This window comes from Pontibacter beigongshangensis, from assembly GCF_014332515.1.
Taxonomy (GTDB): Bacteria; Bacteroidota; Bacteroidia; order Cytophagales; family Hymenobacteraceae; genus Pontibacter; species Pontibacter beigongshangensis.
Map to the genome: position 1 here is coordinate 25,415 of NZ_VFSD01000019.1, position 26,471 is coordinate 51,885.

At 50.4% G+C, this 26,471-nt stretch carries 22 protein-coding genes and 1 pseudogene; 5 read left to right on the plus strand and 18 right to left on the minus strand.

The window, feature by feature from the left end; all coding sequences use genetic code 11:
- Positions 1-155 precede the first annotated feature (155 nt).
- The 3 genes from FJM74_RS15295 to FJM74_RS15305 all read left to right on the plus strand — a co-directional run bounded on the left by FJM74_RS15295 (position 156) and on the right by FJM74_RS15305 (position 4,128).
- Positions 156-1,475, plus strand: coding sequence for a glycoside hydrolase 5 family protein (locus FJM74_RS15295; protein ID WP_187263504.1), 1,320 nt, complete (start codon positions 156-158; stop codon positions 1,473-1,475).
- Between the two features lie 437 nt (positions 1,476-1,912).
- On the plus strand, positions 1,913-3,001 hold the full coding sequence (locus FJM74_RS15300) for an SGNH/GDSL hydrolase family protein (RefSeq protein WP_187263505.1): 1,089 nt from the start codon (positions 1,913-1,915) through the stop codon (positions 2,999-3,001).
- 161 nt (positions 3,002-3,162) lie between these two features.
- On the plus strand, positions 3,163-4,128 hold the full coding sequence (locus tag FJM74_RS15305; RefSeq protein ID WP_187263506.1) for a glycoside hydrolase family 5 protein: 966 nt from the start codon (positions 3,163-3,165) through the stop codon (positions 4,126-4,128).
- A 149-nt stretch (positions 4,129-4,277) separates the two neighbouring features.
- Here FJM74_RS15305 and FJM74_RS15310 read toward each other — a convergent pair whose 3' ends face one another.
- The 12 genes and pseudogenes from FJM74_RS15310 to FJM74_RS15365 all read right to left on the minus strand — a co-directional run bounded on the left by FJM74_RS15310 (position 4,278) and on the right by FJM74_RS15365 (position 16,050).
- On the minus strand, positions 4,278-5,123 hold the full coding sequence (locus FJM74_RS15310) for an energy transducer TonB (RefSeq protein ID WP_187263507.1): 846 nt from the start codon (positions 5,121-5,123) through the stop codon (positions 4,278-4,280).
- Between the two features lie 3 nt (positions 5,124-5,126).
- Positions 5,127-5,636 (minus strand): ExbD/TolR family protein, encoded by a 510-nt coding sequence (locus tag FJM74_RS15315; RefSeq protein ID WP_187263508.1) that lies wholly within the window; start codon positions 5,634-5,636, stop codon positions 5,127-5,129.
- Positions 5,637-6,323: 687 nt separating this feature from the next.
- A pseudogene (locus FJM74_RS15320) lies at positions 6,324-6,704 on the minus strand (YetF domain-containing protein); the annotation flags it as partial.
- A gap of 15 nt (positions 6,705-6,719) precedes the next feature.
- Positions 6,720-7,004 carry a DUF421 domain-containing protein gene (locus tag FJM74_RS15325; RefSeq protein ID WP_187263510.1) on the minus strand — a complete coding sequence of 95 codons (285 nt, stop codon included), beginning with the start codon at positions 7,002-7,004 and terminating at the stop codon, positions 6,720-6,722.
- A 244-nt stretch (positions 7,005-7,248) separates the two neighbouring features.
- Positions 7,249-7,959 carry a DUF421 domain-containing protein gene (locus FJM74_RS15330; protein ID WP_187263511.1) on the minus strand — a complete coding sequence of 237 codons (711 nt, stop codon included), beginning with the start codon at positions 7,957-7,959 and terminating at the stop codon, positions 7,249-7,251.
- Positions 7,960-8,109: 150 nt separating this feature from the next.
- Positions 8,110-8,703, minus strand: a complete 594-nt coding sequence (locus tag FJM74_RS15335) for a hypothetical protein (RefSeq protein ID WP_187263512.1) — start codon at positions 8,701-8,703, stop codon at positions 8,110-8,112.
- 379 nt (positions 8,704-9,082) lie between these two features.
- Positions 9,083-10,465 (minus strand): exosortase N, encoded by a 1,383-nt coding sequence (gene xrtN, locus FJM74_RS15340; protein ID WP_187263513.1) that lies wholly within the window; start codon positions 10,463-10,465, stop codon positions 9,083-9,085.
- Positions 10,465-12,984 (minus strand): XrtN system VIT domain-containing protein, encoded by a 2,520-nt coding sequence (locus FJM74_RS15345; protein WP_187263514.1) that lies wholly within the window; start codon positions 12,982-12,984, stop codon positions 10,465-10,467. Before FJM74_RS15345 ends, xrtN begins: the two co-directional genes overlap by 1 nt.
- A gap of 420 nt (positions 12,985-13,404) precedes the next feature.
- Positions 13,405-14,649, minus strand: coding sequence for a DUF4153 domain-containing protein (locus FJM74_RS15350; protein ID WP_187263515.1), 1,245 nt, complete (start codon positions 14,647-14,649; stop codon positions 13,405-13,407).
- A gap of 54 nt (positions 14,650-14,703) precedes the next feature.
- The gene (locus FJM74_RS15355; protein WP_187263516.1) at positions 14,704-15,039 is read right to left on the minus strand and encodes a potassium transporter KefB; all 336 of its coding nucleotides are present in this window, start codon (positions 15,037-15,039) and stop codon (positions 14,704-14,706) included.
- Positions 15,040-15,105: 66 nt separating this feature from the next.
- The gene (locus tag FJM74_RS15360) at positions 15,106-15,414 is read right to left on the minus strand and encodes a winged helix-turn-helix domain-containing protein (protein WP_187263517.1); all 309 of its coding nucleotides are present in this window, start codon (positions 15,412-15,414) and stop codon (positions 15,106-15,108) included.
- A gap of 12 nt (positions 15,415-15,426) precedes the next feature.
- Positions 15,427-16,050 (minus strand): hypothetical protein, encoded by a 624-nt coding sequence (locus FJM74_RS15365; RefSeq protein ID WP_187263595.1) that lies wholly within the window; start codon positions 16,048-16,050, stop codon positions 15,427-15,429.
- A 625-nt stretch (positions 16,051-16,675) separates the two neighbouring features.
- Between FJM74_RS15365 and FJM74_RS15370 the strand changes: the two genes are divergently transcribed.
- A complete protein-coding gene (locus FJM74_RS15370; protein ID WP_187263518.1) occupies positions 16,676-16,969 on the plus strand; it encodes a Bor family protein in 294 nt (97 codons plus the stop codon).
- A gap of 446 nt (positions 16,970-17,415) precedes the next feature.
- On the plus strand, positions 17,416-17,847 hold the full coding sequence (locus tag FJM74_RS15375; RefSeq protein ID WP_187263519.1) for a hypothetical protein: 432 nt from the start codon (positions 17,416-17,418) through the stop codon (positions 17,845-17,847).
- A gap of 271 nt (positions 17,848-18,118) precedes the next feature.
- On the opposite strand, the gene FJM74_RS15380 is transcribed toward FJM74_RS15375, so the two are convergent.
- From FJM74_RS15380 to FJM74_RS15405, 6 genes are all read right to left on the minus strand, one after another.
- Positions 18,119-19,567 carry a TolC family protein gene (locus FJM74_RS15380; RefSeq protein ID WP_187263520.1) on the minus strand — a complete coding sequence of 483 codons (1,449 nt, stop codon included), beginning with the start codon at positions 19,565-19,567 and terminating at the stop codon, positions 18,119-18,121.
- 150 nt (positions 19,568-19,717) lie between these two features.
- Complete coding sequence (locus FJM74_RS15385) at positions 19,718-22,858, minus strand: efflux RND transporter permease subunit (protein ID WP_187263521.1); 3,141 nt, start codon at positions 22,856-22,858, stop codon at positions 19,718-19,720.
- Between the two features lie 244 nt (positions 22,859-23,102).
- Positions 23,103-24,233 carry an efflux RND transporter periplasmic adaptor subunit gene (locus FJM74_RS15390; RefSeq protein ID WP_187263522.1) on the minus strand — a complete coding sequence of 377 codons (1,131 nt, stop codon included), beginning with the start codon at positions 24,231-24,233 and terminating at the stop codon, positions 23,103-23,105.
- Between the two features lie 138 nt (positions 24,234-24,371).
- Complete coding sequence (locus FJM74_RS15395; protein ID WP_187263523.1) at positions 24,372-24,764, minus strand: hypothetical protein; 393 nt, start codon at positions 24,762-24,764, stop codon at positions 24,372-24,374.
- Positions 24,765-25,056: 292 nt separating this feature from the next.
- Positions 25,057-25,956: an SDR family oxidoreductase gene (locus FJM74_RS15400; RefSeq protein WP_241739195.1), complete on the minus strand. Its 900-nt coding sequence runs from the start codon at positions 25,954-25,956 to the stop codon at positions 25,057-25,059.
- Between the two features lie 312 nt (positions 25,957-26,268).
- On the minus strand, positions 26,269-26,415 hold the full coding sequence (locus tag FJM74_RS15405; RefSeq protein WP_187263524.1) for a peptide-methionine (R)-S-oxide reductase: 147 nt from the start codon (positions 26,413-26,415) through the stop codon (positions 26,269-26,271).
- Positions 26,416-26,471: the final 56 nt, after the last annotated feature.

The window sequence follows — 26,471 nt, forward strand, 5'->3', positions numbered from 1 at the left end:
TCTTCGTTCGTGATGATTATTCTGAGGCCTTTGGCAGAACTATTGACAATACAAGCTGCCAGAGGCAGGGGAATAGTAGCCACGAGCGAGGACGCTCGCGCCATTAAAAATAAAAAGCCACTGGCTATTCATCGTCTAATTTAAAAGTGTCGTTCATGAAGAGAATAAAACTTACCATACTCCTGGCGCTGCTGCTTGTAACCAACCTTCAGGCACAGGTAGCTTCTCAGTTTGTGACGACGGACGGTAGCCAGTTTATACTCGAAGGCAAGCCCTATTATTACATCGGTGCCAACTATTGGTATGGTGCCATTCTGGGTTCGACAGGTGAGGCGGGGAACCAGGAAAGGCTGCTGCAGGAGCTGGATTTTATGAAACGCAATGGCATCACTAACCTCCGTATTCTGGCAGGAGCGCAGGGACCAAACGATCAGCCATACCGCGTCTCGCCAGCCCTGGAAATGGCGCCTGGCGAGTACAACGACACCCTGCTGGCAGGGCTGGATTTTCTGCTGGCCGAAATGGGCAAGCGCAACATGAAAGCTGTCTTGTATTTCAACAACAGCTGGGAGTGGTCTGGTGGCTACGGGCAGTACCTGAACTGGAACGGCTATGGCGATATTCCCTACGCCCTGGCAAACAACAACGATTGGGCTGGGTTTATGAACTACGTGGGCCAGTTCCTGAATTGCGAGCCCTGCAAGAGCCAGTTTGCCAACCATGTAAAATTCATGCTGAACCGCACCAACCAGTTCACCAATAAGAAATATACTGAAGACCCAACCATCATGTCCTGGCAGATCGCCAACGAACCACGGGCTTTTTCCAAAGAAAATCTACCAGCCTACGAACTATGGATCAGCAGCACCGCCGCCCTGATTAAATCAATAGACAAGCAGCATCTGGTGTCAACAGGTTCGGAGGGAAGCCACGGCACCGAAGGTTCTCTGGAAGATTACAAACGGATTCATGCCGACTCTAACATCGATTACGTGACCATGCACATATGGCCAAAAAACTGGGGCTGGCTCGATGCCAAAAACATTGGTGGCACCATTGATAAGGCCATCGCCAATACCAAAGAGTACATGGACCAGCACATGGCTGTGGCCCGCGACCTGCAGAAGCCCATCGTGATGGAAGAGTTCGGTCTGCCCCGCGACCAGCACACCTACAATCTGAAAGACAAAACTACCTACCGCGACAAATACTACAGCTATGTGTTCGACAGGGTGCTGCAAAGTGCCAGAGCGGGAGGCGAACTGGCCGGTTGTAACTTCTGGGCTTTCAGTGGTACCGCCCGGCCAAACCCGGCACGTGAGTTTTGGGCCAGCGGCGACGACCTGATGGGAGACCCGCCACAAGAGGAGCAGGGCCTGAACTCTGTCTTCGATCAGGACAGCACCATTCCGATAATCAAAAAGTACGCAGACGCCATTCAGAAAGAGACGAAGAAGGGGAAGAGCAAGAAATAGAAGCTAAAGGATGGTTTGGCGAAACATGAATTATTTGCTGATGTCAGGCAGAAATCTACCAAAGGTGAAAAGTCCTTCTTTAAAGGAAAAAGTAACTTATTGTCCGCTGGTGCGAGCTTGTAACTTATACCCCCCACTACGCTTTGGGATGAAAGGTTGTAAAGCATCAACTCTCAACATTCTGATGTTAGCTATTCCGAATAAACTAGCGAGGTGAAAGTATGAGTTACAAGCTCGCACCACCGAACAAAGCATCAAATCCGCGCTTGAATTTATCCCTGCAAGATCAGTTCAAAAGGGGACAAAAAGCTCTGCGGAACATGAAATTATTCAAATAAAAAGGCACCTCAGGAGGCCCTCTTACCCGCTGATGCTAAAGCCTTCTTTCTTCAAACTGTATTGATTGATTTTTTCTCTACTCTCAGAAGCACTTGCCCATGATCCGGAACTCACTTTACCTGTTGCTGTTTTGTACATTGCCTTTCCTATGTGCCTGCAAGATTGCTACCCAGAGCGGAGGAGAACAAGTCAGTTTTATCGCTGCCGATAACCCGCAAATACAATACACTGGCCGCATCGATTTTTCCGATCCTAAAAAGCCAAAATTCTGGTCGCCGGGGGTTTACATCCAGGCAAAGTTCGAAGGCTCATTCTGTGAGATTGTACTGAATGATGAGGAACTGTGGGGGAAAAATCACAATTACCTGGAGATTGTGATCGACGATCAGGAGCCGTTCAGGATCCAGACGACCGGCAAGCAGAATACGATCCGGGTAGCGGAAAACCTGCTGGAAGAGGCGCACACCATCACCATCTGCAAGAACACCGAATCTAATATCGGCTACCTGGAGTTCCTGGGTTTTAATGCTGGAAAGCTGTTGCCGCTGCCCCCAAAGCCGGAGCGCAGGATCGAATTTATCGGCAACTCCATTACCTGCGGTGCCAGCAGCGACATGTCAGAAATTAATTGTGGCGAGGGAGAGTGGCACGACCAGCACAACGCCTACCTTGCCTACGGCCCAAGAACAGCGCGCGAACTGGATGCGCAGTGGCACCTGACCTCCGTATCCGGCATTGGGCTGATACGCAGCTGCTGCGATCTGGAGATTCTGATGCCACAGGTCTACGACAAGATCAGTCTCCGGGAAAACAAATACCGCTGGGATTTCAGCCGCTATCAGCCGGATGTTGTGACCATTTGCCTCGGTCAGAACGATGGTGTGCAGGATTCTGTCGCTTTCACCTCCGCCTATGTCAGCTTTATCCAGCGCCTTAGGGGCCATTACCCTGATGCAGAAATTATCTGTCTGACCAGCCCCATGGGTGATGAAAAGCTAACTGCAGCGCTTAAAAATTATTTAACCGGAGCTGTAAACTATCTGCGGCAGCAGGGCGACAAAAAGGTGCAAAAGTTCTACTTCTCCGGAAGGTACATTGGCGGCTGCGATGCGCACCCCAGCGTAGCCGAGCACGAATTGATAGCCAACGAATTAACACCTTTCCTGAAGAAGACGATGCATTGGTGACAAAGAAGTGTTTATTATAGTGCGAAAGTCCTCACCCGTGACAATTATTCCGCGGGCTCTGGTCGCCTAGAATCCCCTCAGCCAGGCGCACTAATTCGAAAATTTAAATAGGAGGAGCACTAGGCAAGAAGTAATTCACCCAACCATTAAGATATCAATAAATGAAAATCAAGAGCATTGTTACAGCAATACTTATAGCAGCTGCCGGTTTTGCAGCCAATGCACAATCCGTAAAAAAACACGGGCAGTTGCAGGTGGAGGGCACGCAGTTGCAAGACCAACACGGAAAACCTATTGTGCTGCGGGGCATGAGCTTTGGCTGGCACAACTTCTGGCCCCGTTTTTACACAGCAGGCGTGGTAAAGTGGCTGCGAGATGACTGGAAATGCGGTGTGGTACGTGCCGCCATAGGCGTGGAGCCAAATGACGGTTACCTGCAAAAACCTGAGTGGTCAACCGAAAAAGCCAAAACCGTAGTGGAGGCCGCCATTAAAGCCGATATGTACGTGATCATAGACTGGCACAGCCATAACATTAACCTGAAAGAGGCAAAGGCTTTTTTTACGGAGATGGCGCAGGTATACGGCAAAAATCCGCACGTGATCTACGAGATTTTCAATGAGCCTGACGAGGAATCGTGGGAGGAGATAAAAGCCTATTCCGTAGAACTCATCGAAACGATCCGTGCCATTGACCCGGATAACATTATTCTGGTAGGTACCCCGCGCTGGGACCAGGAGGTGCATATTGCTGCCGATGACCCCATTACAGGCCACGACAACCTGATGTACACGCTCCACTTTTACGCAGCCACGCACAAGCAGGAACTCCGAGACAAAGGCGATTATGCCCTGAGCAAAGGGTTGCCACTCTTCATTTCGGAGTCAGCAGGAATGGAGGCTACCGGCGATGGTCCGCTAAACGAGGCCGAGTGGCAGAAATGGATCGACTGGGCTGAAAAACACCAACTTAGCTGGGTAACCTGGTCCGTTTCTGACAAAGACGAAACCTGTTCTGTGCTACTTCCTTCGGCTAGTTCAGAAGGTGGCTGGAAAGAGAAGGACCTTAAGAAGTCGGGTATAAAAAGCCGTGCTCTGCTCAGGAGCTACGCTGGTAAAAAGAAATGATTTGAGGGCAGCCACAACAGAAAAAAATAAGGAGCAATAGTTTTAGGTGCTCGGAAAAACAGAACTTCTGAATGGCACAGAACCTGCCAATCATACATTCTGTTTTTTCTTATGTTTCCGGATACCCAACCATGTACTTGACTAAGTTTTTACCTTAAAGAGTACTTAATCGGAATGTTGTAACGCACCGGAACTGTTCTGCCATTTTGCTTGCCCGGCGACCAGTTCGGCATGCTTTTGATTACCCGGATGGCTTCTTCGTCGCAGCCTGCTCCCAGGCCGCGCAGCACTTCAATGTCGCTGATCTCGCCGCTTTTGCTCACCACAAACGATACATACACGGTGCCTTCTACCTGTGCCCGGATAGCCTGCTGCGGGTACCTGATATGTTTATGGATGAAGGCAAACATCGCAGCCTCACCACCCGGAAATGAAGGCATCTGCTCGGCAAAGATTACGGGCTGTTCCACCACATCTGTTAATCCTGCAGCCGTGCCGGCTCCATCTGGCACACCAACATCAGGCAATCCTCCCGCTACGCCTTCCAATGTTCTGGTACCGGCATCAATGGTGCGGAGTTCATCCACTTCCGGCAGGTCTTCGTCGGTGGTAACGTCAGTGTTGGCCTTTACAACCGGAGTGGTATATTTCAGCTGAGCCCTGATGGCTGGCTGCTGTGCTGGAGGAGGCGGTGGTGTTGGCGGCGTTGCATCTGGTAGGGGAGGCGGCGGCGGAATATCGGGCATAGTTTCCCACGGTATAGGCCGGGTATCCGGAACGGCTACCGCTGTAATTGCGTCGCCGGCTATCAGGCGGCTGACGAGTGGCATGCTAACGAGTAGCAGGAAAAGGGTAGAGGCTGTAATAGCGGCCCTGGTAAGGTGCTGGTTGTAAAGTTTGCGGAGCAGGTAAGCGCCGTAGACCTTGTTTCGACCGGCAAACACAATGTCGTCGAGGTTTGCTGCGGGGGCGGTGCTAAAGTGGCTTTGGTTCATGTTTTATCCTCCTATGTTAGCTGTTAAAAGTTCTTTGTCATCTGTTTGCAGATCTGCCAGGGCATAGCGCCTGGTGCCGGTTATGCGCACTTCGTCGAGTATGTCTACCAGGTTCTTGTACCGTGAGGCTTCGGTGGCTTTTATGAGCACCACTAGCTTGTCGTTCTTTTTAACACGGCCGGAGCTCAGCACTTTCCGGATGCCATTGGCGGAGAAATCAGTGGTCGCTACTTCCGGGTTGTCACCGGCATATCCAAAATAATAGTGGATTTTGTCTTTTTCTCCCAGCATTACGGTGAGCGCGTTTTCTCCTTTTACCGGGTTTTCTCCGCCAGGTATCGGCATCTGCAACTGCATCAGATTCAGTTTGTTGAACGTCGTTGTCAGCATAAAAAAGGTGAGGAGCAGAAAAGCGAGGTCTACCATCGGAGTCATGTCGAGGTGAGTCTGCGTTCTTTTTGCTCTCCTTTTACCGCCTTTGCAGGGGGTGCTTTTTTCCTGTATTTGTGCCATGTTCTTCTGTCTTGATTGGATGGAATGGTCGTGACTGTTGATCTGGAAGGACTGTTTTGCTCCATTGCATTTTGATTAATCAACCTGCCAATCGGGCCAGTGCCTGCAGTTCAATGGCCCATTGGTTGGTTTCTGGAGCTACCCAGGTCTTTCCTGTTATTTTCTTCTATGATGCCAGCTGCAGCAGAAATGCATAAGGCGTTTGCAATTTATTTTGCAGAAAAAAGGAATTGATCAAATAATAGTATCCTGAAAAAGGAGAAGTTTTGCCTGGCAGGAGCTGGCGTAGCATGCGTGGCAGGTTAAGGCTGTATATTGATTTACAGCGACTTGTGTGTATTTTGGAAGGTGCGGCGGCAGATGCAGAAAAAGCTCTGGAGGGGCTTTTTGATTAGCATAATTTATTGTGGACAGGCAGAAAAATTTTCTCTGCCGTTTCAGGACTATCGCCGTCAGGTTAAGGTTTTAAGTGCTTTGTGGTATGACTGGTACGAGCAGGTGAGAAGTGCACAAATAGAAACCCAGTATCATCAAATCCAGCCAGTATCATCAAATCCAGATTATTGGAATAGCCGTCGACTTAAATCCCCGAAATCGAACTTATATGGCCATCTGCTACAGGACACAAGGCGCAGGATCTTTTTATAATCAGAACAAATAAAGTTTGGCGCAGCATAAGCATTGCTGTTATAGGGAGCCATTTTCGTGACTTAATACCGCCGGGCTCCAGTCTTTATGGCCGCATGTGTCACATTTACAATCAGTTAATATTTCTTCAAATACCACTTTACCACAGATATTGCAGGCAAATGTATTTTCTGCTTTATCCTGGTTTTTCCGCATTTCGTGGTTCCACTCCGGTATCAGCGAAAGGCCGGGAGATGGCTCCTGGTGCAGGAAAAAGGTAAAGTCGCCGGATGTTTCGAGGTAAGCCCGTTTTACCTGGCCCAGGTTGGCGATGCCTTGGCTTCTGAGTTCTGCCTGCAGCCTTTCTCTCGATACCCGGTTTGTTTTCATGATTTCGAGCAGCATCCGGCCATCTTTTACCAGTACGCTCAAATCACCGAACGTAACCGATTCGAACTACTCACTTCTGGAGGCGTAGTGCGAGATTATCCGCTGAATCACTACCACCACAAGCGCTATGATAACGGCAGGCAGCAGCCCCCGCTCCGGCGCCAGAATAGGCACTCCTACCGCTGCCGCCAGCGACACCAGGGCCGACATTTCGAGGTTGCTGAGCTGTGCGGCCATGCGTTTGCCCATCAGGCGCATGCACAGCATAATAAGCAGGTAAATGAAAAAAACGCGCAATACTACCTCGAGCAGGAACAGCCAGGGCAGCTCTTTCCCCAGCAGAATGCGCATGATGTCCGTGATTGATAATCCTGAGACTCCATTTTTGAATAAGTGAATAAGATTTAGCGGTATGGTCTGGCAGGGTGGCAGGCGGCTTTTTACAGCCCTCTACAGGATAGGAAATTAATTTATCTGCTGAGCTATACACAAGGCTGTTAGGAGCAGCAGCACCAGGAGCAGATTTTGGCTCTGAAGGCAGTATTTTATTTGAATAATTTCCTTATTCCCGGCAGGATGTTGCTTCCCCGGCAGCTCAACCGAATTGCTTCTCTTTCACATCTAGCGCGGCTACCCAGTGGTTGTCGCCGCAGTTGTGGCAGGTTTGGTCTGGCTCATCCTCTGTCTGGATAGTGTTCCCGCACTTAAAGCAGGAGAAATAGTCGTCGCACTTAGGTTGCTCTTCCCAGAGCTTTTTGTCCTGCTGCGGCAAGATGCTGAGTCCGGGCCTTATTTCCTTGTATTTGAAAGTGCTGAAATGCCCGCATGCCTCCAGGTATAGCCTTTTTACCTGCCCCAGGTGCTGCACTTTTTGTTTCCGAAGCCGGCTGAACACCTGCTCCCGGGTGGCATTAGATTTGTCGAAAGCCTCCATCTGCAGGCGGCCGTCTTTGATGATCAGGCTCACATCTCCCTGAGTAACCGACTCTACCCTGGAGTTGTTAAATGCCCACAGGTTAAGGCCGCGCTGAAAGGCAATGGTGCACAGCAGTGCCACGAAAGTAGGTAAAATGCCTCGCTCGGTTATCTGCATCGGCACGGCTACTATAGCACCCAGGGTAATCATCACGGCCATTTCGGTAATCGTCATCTGGGCATTCATGCGTTTGCCGAGCAGGCGCAGCACCACGTATAGCAACAGATAAATAACTATGGTGCGAAAAAACACTTCTACCAGAAACAGCCAGGGATTCTCACCGGTTAATATGCGCTGCCAATCTAAAATGTTGATGTCGTCTTTCTTCATGAAACAAAATAATATAAAAAAGAAACGACCTATCTATTAAAGAGTTACCCGTAATTTATTCAGTATTTGCCTTGGCAGGCTCCGTAATAAGCATAAAAAGCACCCCGTTATTGCGAGGTGCTTTTCATGCTTGTTACTAAATAGGTTGTTTTATCTGTTGCCTCTGCCCGGCAGGTAAATCTGGAACCCTAAGCCGAGCGATAGGCCGGAGATACTGTTTCCGGTGTTAATGTCAGCATTGGAGCGGGTATAACCCAGAATAGCCTCCAAGGCTACGTTGCTCGCCACAAAGTGAGCATAGCCTGCCCTCAGCCCAAATACTCTCGAAACAATAGCATCTCCGTCGCTGTCTTTCACAGAGCTACCGGCAAGACCCACTATGCCTTCGCCAAACCATCTGTGGGTAGGAGCGGCCCCCTCCGGAAAGTAATAGCGGATAAATGGCGTTAGGCCATACCTGAAGTTTTCGCCACCGTCATACACCTGGAGCCCTAGCTGCGCCTCCGCGCCAATGGCGGCATTGTCGCTGATAAAGTAGCCGGCCCTTGGATTTACGTTGAATTCAAATAAATCGGATTTGAAGTTCATGCCGATATTGGCCACGTTGGCGCCCACCATCCAGTTGCCCTTTTGGATAGCTTCGGCTGCTACAGGCGCCGTGGTTTGGGGCCTTGGCAGATCCTGTGCAATTAAGGTAGTGGCCGTAAATAGGATGGATGAAGTGAGTAAAAGTAATTTTTTCATAGTTTTAAACTGAAAAGTTTTTGAAGATTATTATACCTGAATTGTATATGGTTTAACGCCGATTTATCAATTTTTGTTATAAAAAATATTGTTTTAACTAGCTGGCCATAATAGGTTCTTGTTTTTGCGTGTTTATATTGTGATAATTGTAAGCCTTTAGGTTTCAGTAGCTTATGAATTTTTGTACAATAAACTTTATATAAAATTAAGATGAAGTGATTAGATTTAAGTAGAAATGCAGGTGCCGGCAAAAAGAAGGGGTATGTTTATTCTAATAGGGAATGCTAATAATTCGAAAACGAATTATTAGTATAAAATTTACTTATTTAAAGATAACGCCAAATAATTTTATAGAGGAAGCCGGTAATATGAGTGCAATTTATTCTTGATGGCCGGACTGTGATTTCTCTACGATAGCTGAGGTTAAGTTTCTTTGTTTTCCCAGCAGTTCCGCTACCAGGGGTGTCAGTTCATTCTCCCCGGCAACGGTTACATTCACCAAATTGAAAGCAGCCTCCCCGCGAAGCATACGCCAGCGCCAGTCCCACTGGTCGATGGTTTGGTGCGAACCATTATCCATCCACCAGGCAGTGTACAACTTCTCATCGGCGTGGTGCAGTTCGCCGGTGTAAACGGTGGTGCTGCCAACCTGTAGCGCACGCACCTGCCGGAACAGGTAGCCACTGCCTTCCCAGCAGATGAGCGGATGGTGCTCGGTGGAGTAAAAAGCCCTGATCGGCTTCAGGTACACCAAGGCCTGCCTGTTCGTGAACTTTAGTACGCCCTCGTCCAGCTGTTCTTCCTCAAAACCTTCAAAATCTGCAGCTACAGCCGTGCCGACCGGTTCTGGTTTGTTGACTACAAACACCCCGGCAACCAGCAGCGACAGCAACAGGCAGAGATTCAGGAGTGCAATTATTCTAATGGATTTGCCCCTCCAGAGCCTCTGCGGCTGCTGATGCCGCTCTACCCCAAACTTACTGTAACAGCTCCTGGCCAGCAGGTAAAACGGCAGCACCGCATACAGTAGCAGGCAGAGCAGCCCCATCAGGTCGTGCAGCGGGTGGTCGGGCATAATCCGGAAAAGGACCAGCAGCAGAATGCGCAACAGGTTGCAGCCCAGGTTAAGCAGCAGCATGAGCCCCAGCAGCAGGACCGCTAAACCATTCGGGAAATCTTTGCTACCTCGCTTCTGCAGGTGAGCCAGCAAAAACACCGCCAGCAACAGCGACACCGCCAGCATCGAAAGGCCTGCACAAGCCGGGTCAACAGCGAACTCTTCTCCATGCAGCAGGATCACGTTGCCGGCCGCCTCAGCAGGCAGGTGCCATAGCTGCAGCAGTTGTACGGCCGCTTCGGTGAGCTGCAACCGCAGCGGGAAACTCAATATATTGGAAATGTACCTGAAAATAGGAGAACCGAGGAGCAGGAGCAGCACGGGGTAAATACCTACGCTTCCGAACACACTGCCCAGGCTCCACCACAAGGCCAGTACCCAGGCAAAAAAGAAGACGGTGCCCGCCTGTGTATAAGCAGCCAGGGCCACCATGGCAAAGACACATACTCCTTTTAGCAAAGAGTACTGCTGCGGCCCTTTTGCCTGCGCCACCAGGGGTAGCAGCGCGAGCGCGAGCAGCCAGGGCATATCCCAGAGCAGGTAATCTTTCAGAAAGATGAAGCCGAGCAGCAGGTAGCCGGCTGCCAGGGCGGCCGTAGCAACCTGCTGCCTGCCCACCCGCTGCCATGTTACAACGAATTGCATTAGCGGAGCAGATAGGGTTTTAAAGTAAGCGTGGCCACCAGCAGCAGCACCACCATAATCAGGGCCCACTCCTCCGGCTCCGGCACCGCCCCGGATGATTTGATGGAGGCATTCTCCAGGGTGTCTTTGCTTTTCTCAATGCCAAACCTGTCATAATCCTCCTGCGTTTCCAGCACGATGAGGCTCGAAACAGGGCTCACAATGTTGGCCATACGGGCCTCCTCCAGGTGCTGCTCTTCTATAAAACCTTTCCTGAAATAGTTGGCGCCGATCTGCTGCAGCAGGTGGTTATAGGCAAACAGGCGCAGCAGGTGGTCCGGCGCGGAAGCAGGAGCCGCAGAGGCAGCCGTTCTGATCAGGCTCAGGCCCGATGCTCCAATGGCTACTTCCGCATCAGAGGTGTAGGTTCTGATAAACTTCTGCTGCCGGAGCTGCTCCTGCAGCTCGGTGGTGGAGCCGGTGTTTACAGCCAGTACCTGCAGCTCTTTCAGGGTTTTGAGGTAAGGGGAGAGGTGTGGTCCGAGGTGGTACATCCGGATAGGTGTTTGGTGCGGCAGTTTTTCTGCCAGCTGTGCACTGAATCCGCTTCCTTTCAGGTCTTGGAGGTTAGGGGAGTTGAGGGTGCTTTTGCTGATGAGCAGCGCCTGCTCCGGCTCCCTGATGCGGTGCAAGGGGAACAGCGAAAAGCCCTGGTCCAGCAACCTGTCGAACAGCAGCTCCCGGTTCTCCTCCGTCAGTTTTATCATTTCACCGTCAAACACATACACCTTTCTGTGCTGCACAGTTTCCCATACGGCTGTTGCCTCTGCCTCGGACCAGGAGCTGTTCAGGTCGAGGTAAATGCGTTGCGGGGCGAAATGCTCTGCAGTAATAGTCTGGGGTGCCAGATAGTAGCGGTGGCCTTGCCAGTTGAAGGCATCGGTGCTGAGGGCAGGTGGGGCAAGCCGTATCTGCCAGTCGTGGCGGTACTTGCCCTGGAAGCGGTGCTGGCCGGGCTTTTCTTCTTTAAAGTCAGGCGGAAGAGCCAGGTCTGAGGTAAGCGCCTCCAGGTAGACCATGGCTGTTTCCGGAGCACCTGTTGCCGATGGTCCGCTGAAGTAGATATTGTCGTACACCAGCTGCCCCGCTTCTGCACGCAGGGGCGAAATGATGCCAATTTTAAACTGCCGGTTTTCAACGGGGGTGCAGGGGAAGATCCGGACGGAGACGGTATTGCCCTCCTGCCAGTGCACCACCGAGGGGTCACGTCGTTCGCGGCCTACTATGGTGGTATAGGCGCTGTCGGCTTTGCTTTGGGTAGTAAGGGCGGCTTTTTCTTCGATGCCGTTTACCCACAGCGATAGCGAGCTCACCACGCTGCCTTCGGGCAGGTGAAAGGTGTAAATCGCTTCCTGCTGGTTCCAGGTGCGGGGGTGGCTGTTACGGATGCTGAGCACTTTCTCGGTGTAGCTGATGCGGTACTGCGGGAACAACCGTACCTGCGACACCACCCGGGTGGTGCTGAGGCTTCTGCCTGTCCAAAGGCGCTGCTGTGCATGGTGCCGGGCATCGTAGAGGCTTTCGAGAATTTTAATGCGTTCATCAGCGTCCAGGGCCGGTTTACCGAACAGAAAGGCGGCAATCATCACCAGCGGGTCATGTTGTTTTACTTCATCGAAATTAGTGGAGGGAAAGTCCCAGGCGGAGAAGTTTTCGGAAGGCACCTGGTACACGAGCTCCGACTTTATCAGTTTTTCGGTGAACTGATCGGGCGGTAGTTGCTGGCTGATGGTTACCCAGCGGGGCAGTTCCGTGTTATCCTGGATGATATAGTCGTTCTGCAACTGGCTTAGCTGGTTGTTGCGCTCGTACCACTGCCCCAGGAAATGCACCAGGAACAGGAGCGGGAGCACAGCGCCACCGCCAAAGCTGTAGATAAAGCGGTCATTTTCGCGCCAGGCCCTGATGGCGACCAGCACCAGGCAGACCACCACTTGCAGCGGCACCAGCACATGAAGACCAATGCCAATGAATAGCGCGCCAACCACGCCGATCAGGTACAGCGGTGCCAGGTAGAGGGCGTAGTACAGCATCAGCATCAGGCCGGCCCCCAGCCAGAACAGCAGCAGGTGGCGGGCCACTACAGGCAGGTTGACACGGAATGTATAGCCCACCATGGCCACGCCCAGCGTTATCAGGTACAGGTCCAGCCATTGGGCAGAGTCCTGGAAAATAGGGATCTCGCGGTTGAGCGAGAAACAGCTGATCAGGGCCAGCACCAGGTACAGGAACAGGTTCTCAGGCCGGAAAGAAGGCGAACGGAACTTAAGACAGCCGCTCACCCCCAGGATCAGCAGATAACCGGCGGCCAGGCAGTAGTTGAACATAAAGATGCCGAAGAGTTCCACGTTCTTAGGCACCAGGTCCCACTCCGGGAGCAGGAACAGGAGGAGGGAGAGCAGGACAAGGCCTACGCCAGTGAGCTGCACCACAGGCCACTTGGCTACGGCAGCTTCTTCTTTCTTGATTATTGCTTTCATGTTTATAAAGTACTTTGTTTTTCAAAGCGGATAAAGAAATAATATTACTGTTTGATGCTGGTGGTTTGTCAGATTAGAATTTCAACATTAGGAATGATGGCAATCGGGCTTTCCGGCGGCTCTGCAAGTAGTAAACCTTTATAATTATTAATTTGGAGGAGTTCCAAGTGCATTTAAGAAGAATCTGTTGCATGTGAGGTGGATCAGAAGCAACAGGAGCAGCAGGGGGCTCCTGGAGGCTGTTTTAATTAGAATAATTCCTACATACCGACGTCTTTCTCTTCTCAACCTGACCCGGCAATATTTTCCTGAGGTATCTTAAGGATACCTGACTACTGCTCCTGCAGATGCCGGAAATACGATTTTCAGGATGCAATACTTCTTACTAAAGCTTGTTGTGCAAAGCTGCTGACCCAATTATTACCTGAACCAGAATAGGAGGGGAAACAGGAAAGTGACGATAATGATCCATATACTGTAAATGGGCAGGAAAGCGGCGATTCTGCTTCCTACGTCGGCAATATCAGCTTTTTTTGTCAGCACCTGGTAAAGGCTTACGGTTACAAGCAGGAGGTTTACCAGGATCAGCAGATTGCTCCCAAGAACTGCGGCCCTGTTAGGTGTAATGCCCCATTCGGAAATCCGGAACAGAATGGCCGATAAGGCAATGCCATTGACGGTGATGGTAAGAACGGATAGGAGGAAAAGAATGAAGGTTGCTGCGCGGCGCTGCGCCACTCTGGACGTTTCGGCTACCGAAAAGAAGATGAGGGCCATCACCCCGATCAGCAGCAGGTTGAAAATCAGCAGAAATTCCCGGTCGTTATAAGGATCTTTTCCAGCATACACGATAGCGATAAGATAAGCCAGCAGCATCACCAGCACCAGCGGACTAAATAGCCTGGCAATAACCGGAGACACTTTGTTTACCAGTTGCGGATTGGTTTGGGTAAGATAAGTTGCTACTATGGGGATGGCGGGCAACCCGAAGAACACGACATACTCAAAGTAGAATTTCTCGATTTCAACGCCGATCAGCGAAAAAAGCCCCACTGTTATTCCCGTAAGTATGACTCCTGCTATGGTCAGCAGCGCCGCCATTACCAGCAAGTCGCCGTTGAACCTTAAGTACGCCAGCCGCTTATCGTAGTTGCCAAACCTGCTCCCGGTAAACGCCAGGCCTAAAACGGACCACAGAAACAGGAGCAGGTGGATGCAGGACAATACCAAGGTATCGCTGTTCTCATTATCGGGGAGAGAGTTGATAAAAACAAGTGCAACTCCTGTTACCACAGTAAGAAATATAATCTGCCTCACTTGGAGCGCGTTCTTCCAGCCAAAGAAAGCTGTCAGGAACGGGAAAAAGATGAACCCTATGTTTCTGGGGTAGAAAAAGTCTTCTTCGATAACAAATATGGCGGGGATTTTGGCTATGATGCCAGCCAGAAGTACAGCACCTACTACAAAATAAAGGTCTTTGCGTGTTCCCCAGGTTATTTCCTCGTGCAGGTAGTTGAGCCTTTCGTGCCAGAACACAGCCAGCGGACTATCCTGGAGGTCTGGGTACAAGGTATTGAAGGCACTTTTAAAGCTTTGCCTGTTCTGCCGGTACAGCTTTTCGAGCTGACCCGGGTCGTTTAGATGAGTAAGTATTTCGTCTCTCATGGTTCATCACTTAAAGTGCTCTAGCTCCTTCTTTCATGCCGTGCCTTAGGCGGTTTAATCCCACATGGTGCCGTCTAATCCTAACACTATACCAAGCCAAAGCCCAATAACATATACCACCAGGCTCAGGAGAATAGCCCATGTTCTGTTAAAGCCGCGGGAACGCTGGTAGTCCATAAAAGCGCAAAATGCTCCCCCCATGGCACCGGCTAAAGGCGTGATGAGTAGCGGCCTGATCATCCAGAATTTTCCCCAATCCGGATGTGGCGCATCCACTCCAAAAACAAAAAATGAGATCACTAAAAAGGCAATTCCCGCACCCAGCAGGATGGGATTAACAAACCGGGGAGCTTGGTTTCTGTTTTGAGTTAAGTTTTCTTTCGTTGTCATGATATTGCGGCTTTAGGGGTTTTCCATTGAAAGTACTTTGAAGTTCAAAGTTATTAAGCAAAAAAATTAGTCGTTGTTCCGGTTGTTCAGAATCAGTTGCTCGAGGGCATTAAGGTGCTCCTTAAAGGCATTTTTGCCCAGGTCGGTGGCCTGGTAGGTGGTGTTAGGCTTGCGGCCCACAAACTGCTTTTCTACACGAAGGTAGCTAGCTTCCTCCAGTGCGCGCAGGTGGCTGGCAAGGTTGCCATCGGTGAGTTGCAGCGTCTCTTTCAGGGTGTTGAAGTCCACGCGTTCCTCTACCATCAGCACCGACATAATGCCGAGCCTGGCCCTGCTCTCGAAGGCTTTGTTTATATTTTCTAAGTATTCTTTCACACTGCTGCTGCCTTAGCGCTCGTACTTAAAGTACATGATGGTGCCGTACAAAATATGGAGCACCCCGAAACCGATTGTCCACGACAGCAGCCCGTAGCCGATAAACAGGCTGGCCACCAGCCCCAGCGCAATCTCGCAGAAGCCCAGGTAGCGAATGTCGCTCAGGGTGTATTTGCTGCCATTAATCAGCGCCAGGCCATAGAAAACGAGCATCGACGGGGCCACCAGGTAAATAATGCCATGGTAGAGCAGCACCGCACAAAAGAGACCACCCACACCTAGCGGAATGGCCAGGTTCAGGAGCAGGCGTTTCACTTTGCTATCCCAGACCGGTTGCTGCTGCCTCCGGGCTTTGCGGGTGGTAAAGTAAATAGCAGATGCAAGGGCAAACACCATCACCAGAAGCGCCACCGTCACCAGGAACTGCAGCACTTCTACGTTCAGGCCAGACTGAATGGCAGTGCGGTACTTGATGTTATGCGTGCTCAGGTACCATTTTACGACGCCTGCCCCCACCAGGGCACAAACCCCCGCAGCAATACCGGAAAGTCCGCTCAACGAAATAAAGCGGCTGGACCGGTCCATGATGTTCCGGATCTCCTGGAGAGTGGCAAGTTGCTCGTGCTGCTGATTCATATAAAGTACTTTGTGTTTCAAAGTTAAAATTAGTTTTTGATTTTGCAAGCGGAAGAGGGGAAATTTATTTCGGCAGGAGGGGAGGCCGGGTTCTCCGGAAGGGCAGGCTCTGTGGTTAGCAGGAGCAAAAGGCTTGGGAGGGGCTTTTTTATTCAAATAATCGTTGGTTGCTGAATTGTTGGTTTGGGAGCTGTTGCTGTCAAACCAACAAAAGCTAGCAGGAACTGCGTATGTTGCGAGGGTTTTGCAGCTATAAATATACATTTAGTAAAAACTATATAGGAAAATTGTATATTATTTGCTTATTTGACTTACGTCTTCAGCAACCTCTTCATCAGAGGATCAATCTTGAGAAACAGCAACTAAGCGAAAAGGCCACAGGAAGGATGAAGTCAACTCCGCACATAGTGCAGATAAGCGTAGGTATCGGGTGGTATTACGTTTATCTGCTTGTGTTTGGGAAGTTAATAAAACAAGGAAAATCATTAATAGGCTGCCAATACCAACCAAGTGTTTGAAATCGAATAGATAATAGTGGAGTCCAGGAACCACCATAAAAACGGGGCGGAATCGAAAAGCCTAACGAGTAGAGAAAACATAATCACTTTAAAGCATTACTTTAAAAATGAAAAAAGGATTTTTACAATTAACTTTAGTTCTAGGACTAACCGTTGCAATGTCATCATGTTATACTTACACTCATACTGTTGGCAGGGGAGCCCAGACAGGGGTAGAGGTAAAGAAGATGAACCATTATCTAATATATGGACTTGCGCCAGTTGGAGTTTCCAACCCGAAGGATATGGCAGGCGGTGCTGAAGATTATGAAGTCACAATAACACATACGTTTGTGGACGGGCTGATTAACGCCGTTACCTTTGGCCTTTATACGCCTACAACAACTATTGTAAGAAAGTAATTGAATCTTGTAGCGGCCGGACTATCGGCCGCTACAAACTTTAAAATTCAGGGAATTGAAATACCTCATCAATACTATTGGGATTGTAATCGTTATAATTTCCCTAATTAATTTATGGAAGCATATTGGCGAAATTGGAAAGCTTTCTGAATATGGGAAAGGGTTTGTATTCGGTAACATCTTATTGCTCATAATTGGGCTTACAACTATTTATTTCGGCCTGAAGAAAAAGAAAACCGGCCCCTAACGGTTTGTAGACATCAGCCTTCGGCCGACGGTTTGCTTAGTACTATTGCAATAGCGGAAGTTTCGTTCCTCTGCTATAAAAAAAAAAGCGCAAACTGCACAGGCTAACTATATGACCGGAAACCGGACTAAACGGGAATGACTGGGGTAACAAATCAAACGTACTAAAAGATAATTTAGATGACCCTGGCCAAAATACCATGCTTCATAAAATCACAAAAAAACAGGCCTTAACAACAATGCTAGGCTTGCTGACTGCCGTCATTATTTTCCACATTTTCATCCTGGCAGGAATTGTCCCATATGAAATTGTTTGGGCAGGGAAGCTGCAATCTGTTCAGGAAATGTATGTTTTTGAGGCGATCTCCATTTCAATCAACGCGATTTTAATAACGGTGCTGCTCCTGAAAGGAAACTTTATAAAGTTAAGCGTGCCAGCTAAATTGCTGGACGGGGTTCTGTGGTTTTTCGTGGCCGTTTTTGCTTTGAACACAGTCGGTAATTTAATGGCGGAAACCCTTTTTGAGAAAGCCTTTTTTACACCTCTTACCTTTCTGTCGGCTGTCCTGATCTGGATAATTGTCAGGAAAAATCCGGACGGCAAACAGCCCGTACAGACCAAGGCATATTAAAAAGGTCAGTAAGATTTTGCCAGGCACCGCCTTCCGAAGCAGGAGCCCAAAGAACCTCTGGAGGGCCATTTTCATTCAAATAATTGCCCCTGTGAGGCAGAGCATAAACAGATGACCCAAGCATGCTGGTATTTAGAGCTAAAGACAAATTATTTAAATGAAATTAGCCCTCCAGAGACAAAACGTTTTCTTCTGCTGCTGCTCGGCCGGTTTCAAACAAAAAAGAGGTATGATGTGCGTCATACCTCTTTTTTATTGAACCGAGACAGTGCTACTCCTGCCAGCCTCCACCTAAAGCCCGGTAAAGCCTTACGGTAGACTGAAGGATGGATTCGTGGTTATTCGTCAGGTTCAGTTCAGCTTCCAGCACGCTGCGCTGTGCCATTATAATTTCGAGGTAAGTGGCATAGCCGGCGGCAAAAAGGTCGTTAGATGTCTCCACGGCACTGTGCAGCACATCCACCTCTTCCTCTTTCAGCGCGGCCACTTTCCTGTAGTTCTCGATCTCGTTCAGGCTGGTCATCACTTCCTGCACCCCGGTTAAGACCGAATTCTGGTAAGCAGCAAAGGCCCTGATCCGGTTGGCATCCGAGCTCCTGTATGTGGCTTTCAGCTGGTTTCGGTTCAGCAGGGGGGCAGAGATCCCGCTCAACAAACCATAGGCCAAAGAAGCAGGCTGGAACAGCAGCGAGGCATTAAAGGCGCTAAAGCCAACATATGGAGAAATGGTAAGCGATGGAAGAAAAGCTGCCCGCGCCGCCTCTACGTCCACTTTGGCTGCCACCAGTTCCAGTTCTGCCATCCGGATGTCGGGGCGCCTGCGCAGCATCTCCGAGGCAACGCCTGCCCGGGCCTCCTCCGGAAGTTCCTGCTCATAAAGCGATCTACCCCGGGCAATGGGCTGCGGGAATCGGCCTAACAGCCTGTTCAGCTGGTTCTCTACTCCGATAATCTCCTGTTCCTTCATCACTTTCAGGCTTCTGGTGTTCAGCAACTGGGCCGTAAACTGCTGTACGGCTAGCTCTGTGGCTCTGCCGCCCTCTTTTTGAATTTTGATCAGTTCAACCCCGTGTTGCTGCAGCTCAATGTTGCGGTTCAGTGTTTCCAGCTCCACGTCGAGGGCGAGCAAATGATAATACAGATGCGCCACATCCGCAATCAGGGAGGTTATCACCAATTGTCTGCCCTTTTCGGAGGCCAGGAACCTGGCCGTGGCCGCTTTCTTCGAATTCCGTAATTTCCCCCAGAGGTCTATTTCCCAGGAACTGCGCAGGCCCAGGAAATAATCCGGCACCAGCGGGGCCGATACCTTCTGATCGTCTGAAATGTTGGGAGAAAGGTTGGTATCGTAGTTGCCCACACCCGTCATGGTATATTTCCCGAATCTTTCTACGCCTACGGCGCCCATACCGGCAATCTGCGGCAATAGGGAGCCCTGGGCCATCTGTACATTGGCCCGGGCTATTTCTATCTGCTGCGCGGCGGCCAGCATGTCCGGGTTTCGTTGCAGGGCCGTGTCGATCAGAGCAATCAGGGCGGGGTCTTTAAAGAACTCCTGCCAGCCCAGGTCGCTCAGGCTGGTAGAGTCGGTTCCAGCACCAAAGGCTGGAAGAGCCGGAGTGGCGGGCAGTGGCGCGGGTGCGGCCACCTTGCAGGCGCTCATCAGCGCCACCAGCGCCAGGCCGGCCATCGATTTAGAAACAATTCTATTTAAATGCATAAAGCTGAAAATCAATAAATAGGTTAGAATGGATATCTAGCGCACAAACCAGTTCATCCCTGAAAGAGAAAGTCCGGTTTTGTACCTGATAGTAAGCATCAGAAACTCAATTTCTAATTTTGAATTTTTAATTTCTAAGTTGATTGTGCACTAGGCAGACTGTAACTTTTTCGCCTTTTTGCTGCGCCCAATAGAAGCGAACAGCACATACAAGCCAGGAATAAGCAGGATGCCGAAAATTGTACCGAACAGCATACCGCCTGCCGCTGCCGAACCGATAGAGCGGTTACCCATGGCACCTGCACCAGACGCTATACAAAGCGGTATCAGGCCCGCCACGAAGGCCAGGGAAGTCATCAGGATAGGTCTGAAACGGGAAACCGCTCCGTCTACCGCTGCCTGTAGCACCGTGCGACCTTCTTTCTGGCGCTGAATGGCAAACTCAATGATCAGGATGGCGTTCTTGCCAAGCAGACCAATCAGCATCACGAGGGCAACCTGGGCGTAAATGTTGTTCTGCAGCCCCAGCAGTTGCAAGGTCAGGAAGGCGCCGAAAATACCTGTTGGTAGCGACAGGATAACAGGCAAGGGCAGCAGGAAACTTTCGTACTGCGCTGCCAGCAACAGGTACACGAAGATCAGGCAGATAAGGAAAATGTAGACGGCCTGGTTTCCCGAAAGGATCTCTTCGCGGGTCATGCCCGACCACTCGTAAGTGAAACCCTTTGGCAGCGATTCTTTTGCTACGCGCTCAATGGCCTTAATGGCATCGCCACTGCTATAGCCGGCTGCTGCACTTCCGTTTATCATGGCAGAGGTGTACATGTTGTAGCGCGTCACCTGTTCCGGCCCATATACCCGCTCCAGCCTTACAAACGATGAAAAGGGAACCATCTCACCCCATTGGTTTTTCACATGCATTTTTAATACATCGTCGGGTTTTGTGCGGTAGCCGGGCGATGCCTGCACCATCACCTTATACATCTGGCCAAACCGGATAAAGTTAGACGCATAGTAGCTACCCATCAGCGTTTGGAGGGTACCCATCGCATTGTCTATGGTGACACCATTTTTGGCGGCCATGTCCTGGTCCACGTGAATCATGTATTGCGGAAAGCTTGGGTCGAAGTTGGTAAAGGCGGCACTCACTTCGGGGGCACCGCGCATGGCCTCTATAAAGTTGTTGGTGACCTCCGCGGTTTCGGTCAGGGTAGCAGTTTTGTCTCTTGCCAGCACCCGAAGCTCAAAGCCGCTCGAGTTACCAAAGCCTGGCACGGTTGGCGGCGGGAAGTACTCTATGCTGGCATCGCTGAGGTGACTGGTCTGTTTCTCCAGTTCCGCAATAATGTCTTCCACAGATTGGGTGCGGTCGTCCCAAGCCTTTAGGTTAATCATGCCCATGCCGTAAGAGGCGCCCGCAGCATCTGTCAGGAGGCTGAAGCCTGCCAGTGTCGATACGTTCTCCACGGCGTCTATTTTCTGCGCCGCTTCCTGAATTCTGTCCATCACAAATTCTGTCCGCTCCACGGTAGCCCCCGGAGGAGTGGTCACGTTCACGTAGATCATGCCCTGGTCTTCTGTCGGGATAAATCCTGTCGGAAGCACTTTGGTAATGCCCCAGGTACACACCAGAAAGAAGAGCAGGATACCCAGTGTTACAACCCTGCGGCCTGCTATGCGGCTGATAAGCCCCTTGTAAGAACCTTCTACGGCATTATAGCCCATGTTGAATTTGCCAAAGAACTTCTGCAGCAGGCTTTTCTTTTTATGGTCTGTGTGCGTGTTCTTCAGCATGATGGCGCAAAGTGCCGGAGTAAGCGTAAGGGCATTTATACCCGAAATGACAATGGCAATGGCCAGCGTAAGGGAGAACTGCCGGTAGAATACGCCAACCGGACCGTCCATCATGGCAACAGGAACAAACACCGCCGACATTACCAGCGTAATGGCAATAATGGCCCCGCTGATTTCTCCCATGGCCTCCAGGGTAGCCTCTCTGGCCGGCATGAGTTTCTCGTGCATTTTGGTATGCACGGCCTCCACCACCACAATGGCATTATCCACCACAATACCGATGGCAAGCACCATGGCAAAAAGGGTTAGCAGGTTAATGGAGAAGCCGAACAATTGCATAAAAAAGAACGTGCCCACCAGCGATACCGGCACCGCCAGCACCGGAATAAGGGTAGATCGGAAATCCTGCAGGAAGATGAACACTACAATAGAAACGAGCAGGAAGGCTTCGATCAGCGTCCAGAGCACCTCCTCCATAGAGGCATCCAGAAAGCGGGACACGTCGTAGGCGATGTTGTACTCCATGCTGGGCGGGAAAGAGGCTTCTTTCAGCTCCGCCATTTTCAATTTCACGTTCTCGATTACCTCCTTGGCATTGGAGCCGGGGCGCTGCTTGATCATGATGGAGGCAGAAGGCCGTCCGTCAGTCTTGGAAACCATGCCGTAGTCCATGGAGCCGAACTCAATGTCGGCCACGTCTTTCAGGCGGAGCACAGAACCTGAGCCATCTTCGCTCGCGCGGATCACGATCTCTTCGTACTGCGAAGGTTCAAATAACTTGCCGGTGTAGCGGAGCACATACTGGAGCATCTGCGACGAGCCGCCAGAGCTTTCACCCGCTTTCCCAGGAGCCGCTTCCACGTTCTGAGCACGTATGGCATTGATCACATCATCGGGCGAAACCTCATAAGCTACTAGCCGATCCGGCTTCAGCCAAACCCGCATGGAGTACTCCCGCGATCCCATAATTTCGCAGAAACCTACGCCATTGATCCGCTTTAACTCCTGCAGCACGTTGATGTCGGTGAAGTTGTATACAAACTTTTCGTCTGCATTCGGGTCTTCGCTCATCAGGTTCAGATAGAGCAGCATGCTGTTCACTTCTTTCTCCGTGGTCACGCCAGCTTTGATCACCTCTTCAGGAAGCTCGTCGAGCACGGTAGTCACGCGGTTCTGCACGTTTACAGCTGCCAGGTCGGGGTCGGTGCCCACTTCAAAGAAAACCTGGATAAGCGTAACGCCATTGTTACTTGATACCGACGACATATAGGTCATGCCGGGTACACCGTTAATGGCCCGCTCCAGGGGAGTGGCCACAGCATTGGTACAAACTTCGGCGTTGGCACCGGTATACTTGGCCGTAACGGTAACGGAGGGTGGCACAATCTCTGGGAATTGTGTAACCGGCAACTGTATAATGGCCAGTACGCCCAGGAGGACAAAGAATAAGGAGATGACCAGCGAAAGAACCGGCCTTTGTATGAATATTTTTAACATGAAACGTTAGGTTGTATTTTCCTGCTGCCGGAAGGAAGCGGGGTCGCTTGTTCGGACTCGATTTAAATGTTTAAACACCATCTCTCGCCGCCGATTGCCCTGCCAGACCAGAAGGGCATGCCTCTAAGCCTCTGCCGCCGTGGAGCAGCAGAGCTCAGAACATATCTTTCCTGGAACCTGCCGGGAAAAGGCGGTTACGAGTTTTGGTAAACAAGAGCGTGTTCACGCTCCGGACGGGGGAGTTTTAACTTGGGTTAGCGACAAGCAGGCTATCCATCAGCACAAGCTCAGGCTCAATGCTGATGCCTTCTCTTAGGGAATGAACTCCTTCATAAACCACGTGGTCACCTTCTTCCAGCCCAGACGCTACAATATAGAAGTGGGATAACCTGGCCTTTGGCTCAAAATTCCTGATCCTGACTTTGTTGTCCTTGTCCACTACATATACAAAGTTTTTGTCCTGGATCTCGAACGTGGCCTTTTGTGGTACCAGCAGGGCGCTGTCTACGGCATTTGCAAGCCTGATTTTACCACTGGAGTGGTGCTTGAGTAACTTTTTCGGGTTCGGGAAAGAAGCTCTGAAGGCGATGGAGCCTGTGTTAGGCTCAAACACACCTTCCATGGTTTCGATCTCCCCAAGGTGCTTGTAGGGGGTGCCATCGGCTAAAATCAGCTGCACCTGGCTGCTCCTGTTGTCGGAGCCATCCTGCAGGGCTTTTGCATAGCTAAGATATTCTTTCTCAGATACCTCGAAATAAGCATACACATGCTGCAGGTCCGATAAGGTGGTAAGTAGCGCCCCTTCGCTTATAAGGCTGCCGGTTTTTAACGGAATACGATCGATGATACCAGAAAAGGGAGCCTTAATGAACGTATAGGAGAGCCGGGTGGCAGCGTTGTCCTGGGCTGACTGGGCTTCCTCGATCCTGGCTTTCGCTGCCTTAAGGCGTGCCTTGGCCACTTCCAGCTCTGACTTGGAGATTACGGCTTTGTCTACGAGCAGGCGTACCCGTTTAACTTCCAGCTCTGCTGCGAGCGCCTCGGCTACTGCGTTGTTATGATTGGCTTTTGCTTTCGCCAGTTCTGCTTCGTACTCTGCCGAGTTTACCCTGAAAAGCGGCTGGCCTTTTTTCACTTCCTGGCCTTCGTCTACATATACCTGATCCAGAAAGCCATCTACTCTGGCGCGTATTTCTACGTGTTTTTTAGCCTGGATGTCAGAGACATAGTCGTTGAACAGGGTGGTGTCTTTGGTGATAAGTTTGGTAACAGGTAAAGACGGTGCATCGTTTGAGGGGGTTTCTGGCTGGCCCTGGGCGGTGCATCCTACTACCGCTAAACTAACGGCCACTAAATAAATATTACGGAGGTTCATATTATGACTTGATGAATTTTGTTACGGAAAAGGAAAAAGGAATGGCAGGAGCTTCTATACAAAGCAAACATGAGCTTACTCTGCACACAAGAACCCGAAAAAAGGGAGGAAATGTCCTCGGGAAGAAGATGGGGGAAGTCAGAAGGGGGTTAACCGGAACAAATAGCCGTGGTACTCCGAAAGCAGGAAGCCCAGAGGATTATAGGCAAGCGGGGTGCCTGCCACAGGAATAAAATGTTGTAAGGAGGTGGTGTCTACCTTTTTTTGAATGGCTTCGGACACCAATTTTACAGACCGGCTTTTGCCGACTCTGCCCAGATCTTTTCGTAGCGACTCCTCAATGAACTCGAGGTATTCTTCGAGCATCAGTTCCAGTGGCGAAGCGTCCTCTTCTTCCTGCTGCGCCACAATATCTGAAGTATTATCAGGCAGCGAATTATAAAGCGCCGAGTTAAGGAAGTGCTTCGGGGGTAGGAAAGCCTGAATGATGAAAAACGTTAAGATCAGCCAGTTAAACCTTCGCCAGAACATCGAAAATAGTTGAGAATTAGTTTTGTTTGAAAAGTAAATCCCTCAAAAATAAGAAAATTGAGGTACAGAATCAATAAAAGGTTGTGTCTTGTGTTAAAATTAATGAATAGGTAATAGTAAGTTTGAGGCTGTTGGATGTCCTAACTTTCTGAAAAATCAATAGTTACGTGTATGAACATGAAATTATAGGGCGTTAAAAAATGTGGCTGAATGGAGTAGTCATTCAGCCACAGCTACTCCGTTGAGGCACGGTCTGTCTATTGCCTGTTTTTACTTGCAAACCGGATCGGAATCAGATTGTAGGTGAGCCGCCGGTAACCTGCACGGTAGAGCCGGTCATGTAACTGGAGTCCTGGGAGGCAAGCAGTACGTAGACAGGGGCCAGCTCTGCAGGTTGCCCGGCCCGCTTCAGGGGCACGTCTTTGCCAAACGATTTTACCTGATCCGGAGGCATCGTAGCCGGGATAAGGGGTGTCCAGATTGGCCCGGGGGCTACACAGTTCACACGTATTCCTTTCTCGGCGAGTAGTTGCGCCAGGTTAGCCGAAAAGTTCTGGATCGCTCCCTTCGTGGCAGCATAGGCCAGTAAGGTTGGGGTGGGCTTGTAGGCATTCACGGAGGTGGTGTTGACGATGGTGCTGCCGGGTTTCATGTGTGGCTCTGCTGCTTTGCAGAGGTAGAACATGGCGTGTATGTTGGTGCGGAAGGTGTAGTCCCATTCGTCGCTGGGTATTTCCTGCAGCGATTCACGCGCCATCTGGAAGGCCGCGTTGTTCACCAGCACGTCGATCTGGCCGAACTCCTCCACGGCCCGCTGCACTATTTTCTGGCAATGCGATTCCTCTGCTATGTCGCCAGGCACAAGTATGGCTTTACGACCGGCTTCCTCCACATATTTTGCTGTCTCCCGGGCGTCTTCGTCTTCGTTTAGGTAGGAGATGAGCACATCGGCTCCTTCGCGGGCAAATGCGATGGCTATTGCCCGGCCAATGCCAGAGTCGCCACCTGTTATGACCGCTTTTCGGCCCGTTAATTTGCCGGAGCCCTTGTAGGTTTTCTCGCCATGATCCGCCTGCGGAGTCAGTTCATCTTCTGTGCCGGGTGGCTCCTGCTGCTGTTTCGGGTATGGTGGCTTTTTGTACTGCTCCTTCGGGTCCTGCATCTTCGGTTTTGATTCTTCTGGTTTGCTCATAGTTTTTGTATTTAGGTAGCTATGTACTGGTTTTTCAGTTTCCACTGGCTGCACCACCCTGGTTGTGGCAAGTCGGTGAAACTATGGATACTTCGTGTAGCTCAGTTTTACGAAAGGTTCGGGCCGCTGCCTAAGCAGGATAAGCCAAAGGCACAAAGTTGCCAGTGAGTGGCAGTAAAGGGTTAGGGAAGGGATAATTTCACCTGCTGTTACATAGATGTTACCCAGAGCCGATCTGTTCCCGCGTTTTAGTGCCTCTCTATCAATTATTCTAATGAAAAAGGCCCTCCCGTAGTATTTTCTGCTGCTGCTCTACCTTGTTTCTGCCGGATAGGGGTTTGGTCTGTTAATATTGACAGGTTTTATATAGTACCGGAGGCCAGCCGGAGCAGGCCCATCGTGAAACACATGCCCCAGGTGACAGTCGCAACAGTTGCACATTACATCTATTCTGCTCATGCGGTGCTATTGTCGAAGGTGTGTTTTACAGGTTAATATTTTTTCAATAGCTGTAA

Excerpts from the sequence above, each read along its gene's own strand:
- FJM74_RS15310 (WP_187263507.1), bottom strand. The coding sequence starts at position 5,123 with ATGAACCAAAGCCACTTTAGCACCGCCCCCGCAGCAAACCTCGACGAC.
- FJM74_RS15385 (WP_187263521.1), bottom strand. The coding sequence starts at position 22,858 with ATGTTAAAAATATTCATACAAAGGCCGGTTCTTTCGCTGGTCATCTCC.
- FJM74_RS15335 (WP_187263512.1), bottom strand. The coding sequence starts at position 8,703 with ATGAAAAAATTACTTTTACTCACTTCATCCATCCTATTTACGGCCACT.
- FJM74_RS15295 (WP_187263504.1), top strand. The coding sequence starts at position 156 with ATGAAGAGAATAAAACTTACCATACTCCTGGCGCTGCTGCTTGTAACC.
- FJM74_RS15330 (WP_187263511.1), bottom strand. The coding sequence starts at position 7,959 with ATGAAGAAAGACGACATCAACATTTTAGATTGGCAGCGCATATTAACC.
- FJM74_RS15305 (WP_187263506.1), top strand. The coding sequence starts at position 3,163 with ATGAAAATCAAGAGCATTGTTACAGCAATACTTATAGCAGCTGCCGGT.
- FJM74_RS15395 (WP_187263523.1), bottom strand. The coding sequence starts at position 24,764 with ATGTTCTGGCGAAGGTTTAACTGGCTGATCTTAACGTTTTTCATCATT.
- FJM74_RS15400 (WP_241739195.1), bottom strand. The coding sequence starts at position 25,956 with ATGAGCAAACCAGAAGAATCAAAACCGAAGATGCAGGACCCGAAGGAG.
- FJM74_RS15405 (WP_187263524.1), bottom strand. The coding sequence starts at position 26,415 with ATGAGCAGAATAGATGTAATGTGCAACTGTTGCGACTGTCACCTGGGG.
- FJM74_RS15300 (WP_187263505.1), top strand. The coding sequence starts at position 1,913 with ATGATCCGGAACTCACTTTACCTGTTGCTGTTTTGTACATTGCCTTTC.
- FJM74_RS15350 (WP_187263515.1), bottom strand. The coding sequence starts at position 14,649 with ATGAGAGACGAAATACTTACTCATCTAAACGACCCGGGTCAGCTCGAA.
- FJM74_RS15380 (WP_187263520.1), bottom strand. The coding sequence starts at position 19,567 with ATGCATTTAAATAGAATTGTTTCTAAATCGATGGCCGGCCTGGCGCTG.
- FJM74_RS15390 (WP_187263522.1), bottom strand. The coding sequence starts at position 24,233 with ATGAACCTCCGTAATATTTATTTAGTGGCCGTTAGTTTAGCGGTAGTA.
- xrtN (WP_187263513.1), bottom strand. The coding sequence starts at position 10,465 with ATGCAATTCGTTGTAACATGGCAGCGGGTGGGCAGGCAGCAGGTTGCT.
- FJM74_RS15375 (WP_187263519.1), top strand. The coding sequence starts at position 17,416 with ATGCTTCATAAAATCACAAAAAAACAGGCCTTAACAACAATGCTAGGC.
- FJM74_RS15370 (WP_187263518.1), top strand. The coding sequence starts at position 16,676 with ATGAAAAAAGGATTTTTACAATTAACTTTAGTTCTAGGACTAACCGTT.
- FJM74_RS15325 (WP_187263510.1), bottom strand. The coding sequence starts at position 7,004 with ATGCGCATTCTGCTGGGGAAAGAGCTGCCCTGGCTGTTCCTGCTCGAG.
- FJM74_RS15345 (WP_187263514.1), bottom strand. The coding sequence starts at position 12,984 with ATGAAAGCAATAATCAAGAAAGAAGAAGCTGCCGTAGCCAAGTGGCCT.
- FJM74_RS15355 (WP_187263516.1), bottom strand. The coding sequence starts at position 15,039 with ATGACAACGAAAGAAAACTTAACTCAAAACAGAAACCAAGCTCCCCGG.
- FJM74_RS15365 (WP_187263595.1), bottom strand. The coding sequence starts at position 16,050 with ATGAATCAGCAGCACGAGCAACTTGCCACTCTCCAGGAGATCCGGAAC.
- FJM74_RS15315 (WP_187263508.1), bottom strand. The coding sequence starts at position 5,636 with ATGGCACAAATACAGGAAAAAAGCACCCCCTGCAAAGGCGGTAAAAGG.